Origin of the sequence: Neobacillus drentensis (genome assembly GCF_036965245.1) — a bacterium.
Classification (GTDB): domain Bacteria; phylum Bacillota; class Bacilli; order Bacillales; family Cytobacillaceae; genus Neobacillus; species Neobacillus drentensis_G.
In genome coordinates this window covers 1-4,366 of sequence record NZ_JBALPG010000179.1, presented here as the reverse complement: position 1 = coordinate 4,366, position 4,366 = coordinate 1, and the positions used below count along the sequence as shown (strand labels likewise).

At 38.7% G+C, this 4,366-nt stretch carries 3 protein-coding genes and 1 pseudogene; 1 reads left to right on the top strand and 3 read right to left on the bottom strand.

Annotation, left to right across the window (positions count from 1 at the left end):
• Window positions 1-147: 147 nt before the first annotated feature.
• Window positions 148-333 (bottom strand): annotated as a pseudogene (locus V7150_RS24535) (Rdx family protein); the annotation flags it as partial.
• A 191-nt stretch (window positions 334-524) separates the two neighbouring features.
• Between V7150_RS24535 and selD the strand changes: the two are divergent.
• Window positions 525-1,580, top strand: a complete 1,056-nt coding sequence (selD, locus tag V7150_RS24530) for a selenide, water dikinase SelD (RefSeq protein ID WP_420490329.1) — start codon at window positions 525-527, stop codon at window positions 1,578-1,580.
• Between the two features lie 183 nt (window positions 1,581-1,763).
• Here the strand turns inward: selD and V7150_RS24525 are convergent, their stop codons facing one another.
• Together V7150_RS24525 and V7150_RS24520 are read right to left on the bottom strand one after the other, a co-directional pair.
• A complete protein-coding gene (locus V7150_RS24525; RefSeq protein ID WP_335523473.1) occupies window positions 1,764-2,708 on the bottom strand; it encodes an L-threonine 3-dehydrogenase in 945 nt (314 codons plus the stop codon).
• An 87-nt stretch (window positions 2,709-2,795) separates the two neighbouring features.
• Window positions 2,796-3,992 carry a glycine C-acetyltransferase gene (locus V7150_RS24520; protein WP_335523471.1) on the bottom strand — a complete coding sequence of 399 codons (1,197 nt, stop codon included), beginning with the start codon at window positions 3,990-3,992 and terminating at the stop codon, window positions 2,796-2,798.
• Window positions 3,993-4,366: the final 374 nt, after the last annotated feature.

Sequence of the window (4,366 nt, the reverse complement as noted above, 5' to 3'; positions counted from 1 at the left end):
AGAAAACTCGCCGATTGGCGAGCCCCTAAGGGCGAAGACAGAGGCGTAGTTGCACTTATGAGTTAGGAAAGTATAAATTTGAAAAATTTATACTTTCCTATTAGCCAATATAAAACCCTCATATACTATACGCTATGAGGGTTCTTTCTATTTTGACTCTATAATATTAATCATCTCTTCTGCATCTGGAAAAATACCTGTATCAAGTTTTGAATAGATCTTTTCCCCATTGACGGTCAATTCGAATGCACCGCCTGAACTAGGAATAAGTTCTAGCTTTTGAATGTTTCGATTAAAATGGTTAAACAATTTTTCCGCGAACCTCGCGGCTTTTGGTGAGTAGTTTCATTGCATGCAAAATTCGATCACCACATGATAAGTCTTCATAAAAACCTCCTAAAACAATTTTTAAAACATTCAGATTGTATAAATATTTTAACCTATCCCCTTTTATTTCGCAATTATTCATCATGATTAGTGCGGATAATAAATGAAAGAGTTATACTAATAAAATGGAGGTGGACATGTTGAGTGAACAAGAAAAAATTCGCCTGACTTCTTTATCAACAAAAGCTGGTTGAGGCTGTAAAATTGGTCCAGAGGACCTGGCGCAAGTTTTGCGTCTTTTACCAAAACAAGAACCTGTTCCCGAATTATTAGTGGGACTTGATACATCTGATGATGCCGGAGTATATCGTTTAACCGACTCCATCGCATTGATTCAAACCGTTGACTATTTCACCCCAATAGTAGATGACCCCTATATGTTTGGTCAAATCACAGCTGCAAATGCATTAAGTGATGTTTACGCAATGGGCGGAGAACCGAAAACCGTATTAAATATTGTCGGCTACCCGATAAAAAAGCTCGGTGCTGAGATGCTTTCCGAAATCCTTCGTGGTGCGGCTGATAAAGTAAAGGAAGCCGGAGCAATAACGGTTGGCGGTCATTCAATTGATGATCAAGAACCAAAGTTTGGTCTATCGGTTACAGGCATCGTTCATCCTGACAAGGTATGGAAAAATGTTGGCGCAAAACCTGGTGATGTTCTTGTATTGACAAAACCGATTGGTGTGGGAATCATTACTACTGGGATAAAAAGAAGTGCAGTAACCCCTTTACAGGAACAATTGGTAACCGAAACGATGGCTATGCTCAATAAGACAGCTGCAGAAGTGTTAATGAATTATCAGCCGCATTCTGTTACGGATGTAACCGGGTTTGGATTACTTGGCCATGGCAGTGAAATGGCGCGTGGTAGTGATGTGAGTTTTGAAATTTCATTTAGTCAAGTTCCCATTCTTGAGGGAGCAGTTGAATTAGCAAGAGATGGTGTGGTTCCGGGAGGATCTAAGTCCAATCATAAATGGTTAAGTGATGACGTCGTTTACGAAGGTATTATTCCTGAAGAACAGCTCGTCCTTTGTGATGCCATTACCTCTGGTGGCCTTCTTGTTTCAATGGGGGAAGAGTATGCTGCTGAGTATGTCGACAAGCTCAAATCTAAGGGATTAACTCAAGCTTCAATTATTGGCAGGGTGACTGAGAAAAAGGATAAACTTATTTACGTTAAGCGATAACAGCGAGGCCTTCGTGAGCTTCGCTGTTTATTTTTTTACCATGAACAGCCATAAACCGAAAAAAATGAGCCAATGTCGGATAAAAAAGCCAAAACCTATTGAAAATGAAAAAAATCCCCAAAAATGAGACATTGTTCCTTTTATGAAAAAATCCTGAACCATTTTGGCTCAGGATTCAGGCATTTATAGTTTTTGACGTAGCTTTTCAAGCATATCCTTCGTCATTCTGTCTAAATCATACTCGAATTTAAAGCCCCATTCCTCTTTTGCAGCTGAAGCATCTATCGAATTCGGCCAGCTGTCGGCAATTTTTTGACGGACTGGATCCACAGCATATGAAATCGTAAAGCCAGGAATATACTTAGCAATACTTGCAGCAATTTCTTCGGGTTCAAAGCTCATTGCAGTGACATTAAAGGAATTGCGATGAATCAATTTTGAGGCATCTGCTTCCATTAAATCAATGATCGCATGTAAGGCATCCGGCATGTACATCATGTCCATGTAAGTGCCCTTATCGATATAGGATGTATATTTGCCGTTTTTAACAGCTTCATAATAGATTTCAACGGCATAATCTGTTGTCCCACCGCCAGGGAGTGCGACGTAGGAGATTAATCCTGGGAAACGCAATCCACGGGTATCGACACCAAATTTATGGTTGTAATAATCAGCAAGCAGTTCACCCGCAACCTTATTTACACCATACATTGTAGTAGGACGCATAATCGTATCCTGTGGGGTAAGATCCTTTGGTGTAGATGGACCAAAGGCCCCAATCGAGCTAGGTGTGAAAAATTGGGCATTTAGTTCTCTAGCTGTTTCCAGAGCATTCATTAACCCGCCCATGTTTAAATTCCAAGCAAATACTGGCTTTGCTTCTGCTGTAGCCGATAATAGTGCGGCCAAATGCATTACTGTATCAACTTGGTACTTTTTAGCAGTCTCAACCATTTTGTTTAAATCGGTAACATCTACAGTTTCAAAAGGACCACTTTGGGCTGCTTCACTGTCATTCTTTTTGATATCTGTAGCAATAACGTTATCCGCACCATAAATATCTCTTAGCTTTAAGGTTAATTCTGATCCAATTTGTCCTAATGCACCTGTGATTAAAATTCGCTTCATCGTTGTTTCTCCGTCCTCTTCAGTTATGCTGAATAAATCTGTTTTCCTTATAAATATCTCACCCATTTGCCATAGGTGCCATCCGCTTTACCCTTTAATTACGCCCATTTCCTTGCCGACTTTTTCATAAATTGCAATGGCTTGATCGAGCATTTCTTTTGTATGGGCAGCTGTTGGCATATTTCGGACACGGCCGGTCCCTTTTGGAACAGTTGGGAACACAATAGATTTCGCATATACCCCTTCTTCATTTAGGCGTTTACTAAATTGCTGCGTGACTGTTTCATCGCCAATAATACATGGAGTAATTGGGGTTTCACTGTTCCCTATATTAAAGCCTAATTCTTTTAAGCCTTTTTTCAAGTAGTTGCCATTTTCCCATAGCTTTTTGTTAAGTTCAGTACTTTCCATTAATATTTCTATGGACTTCTTACTTGCAGCCACATCTGCAGGAGTTAATGAAGTCGAGAATAGGAATGGACGGCTACGGACCTTTAACCAATCAATTAGGTTTTTCTTACCAGCGACATAGCCGCCGACCACACCAATTGCCTTTGATAAAGTGCCGATTTGGAAATCAATTTTATCAGAAAGTCCGAAATGCTTGACTGTCCCGGCACCATCACCAAGGACGCCAGAACCATGGGCATCGTCAACATATGTTATGAGATCGAATTCCTCTGCAATCTTGACGATTTCTGGTAATAATGCCACATCGCCATCCATAGAAAATACACCATCAGTAATAACCATAATTTTATTATAGAGTCCTGACTCTTTTGCCTCTTTTGCTTTCGTACGTAAATCTTCCATATCAGAGTGATTGACACGAATAATTTTAGCTTTGGATAATCGGCAGCCATCAATTATTGAGGCATGGTTTAATTCATCAGATAAAATAGCGTCATTTTTGTCCATTACGGCAGAAATAGCCGCCATGTTACAGTTAAAACCGGATTGATAAGCGATTGCTGCCTCGGTATGTTTGAATTCAGCTAATTTTTCTTCTAATTCGACATGAAGCTTTAGTGTCCCGTTGATTGTCCGAACTGCTCCAGCTCCAACACCATATTTCTCAATCGCATCAGCCGCTGCTTTTTTAAGACGTTCATCTGTAGCTAAGCCTAAATAGTTATTAGAAGAAAGATTGACAAGTTCTTTGCCATTAATAGTAATGACAGGTCCATTTGGGCTTTCTAACGGGTCAATGACATTGTACAAACCTTTTCCTTTTAAATCTTCTAGATTTTCATTTAAAAATTGCTCTAATGTGTTACTGGACACATTTCATTCCCCCTTAGTCTATTAATAATAAAAAAATACAATTGTCCATCTGGAGAGGACGTGTCGATTCTTATTAAGCTGTGGTATGTATAGATTTCTATAGTATACTTTATCATATTTTTTTACTTTTGTTCACTACTAGTGGACAAATATTTTTAAATCTCTTTTAGTGTACCCATGTTAATTTTAGTATATTTCAATATTTAAATTTCTAACAATCCGAAAAAACATTTTTAAAGCATGTATCTTTCCGCTATAATACTCCTTGTACCTTTTCACAAGCTAGTTAGAAAGGATGTCAAAATTGTCAATTTTATCCTCTGCATTATATGCCATCATTTTAGGTGGGTTGTATATTTATATCTTTATTTTTT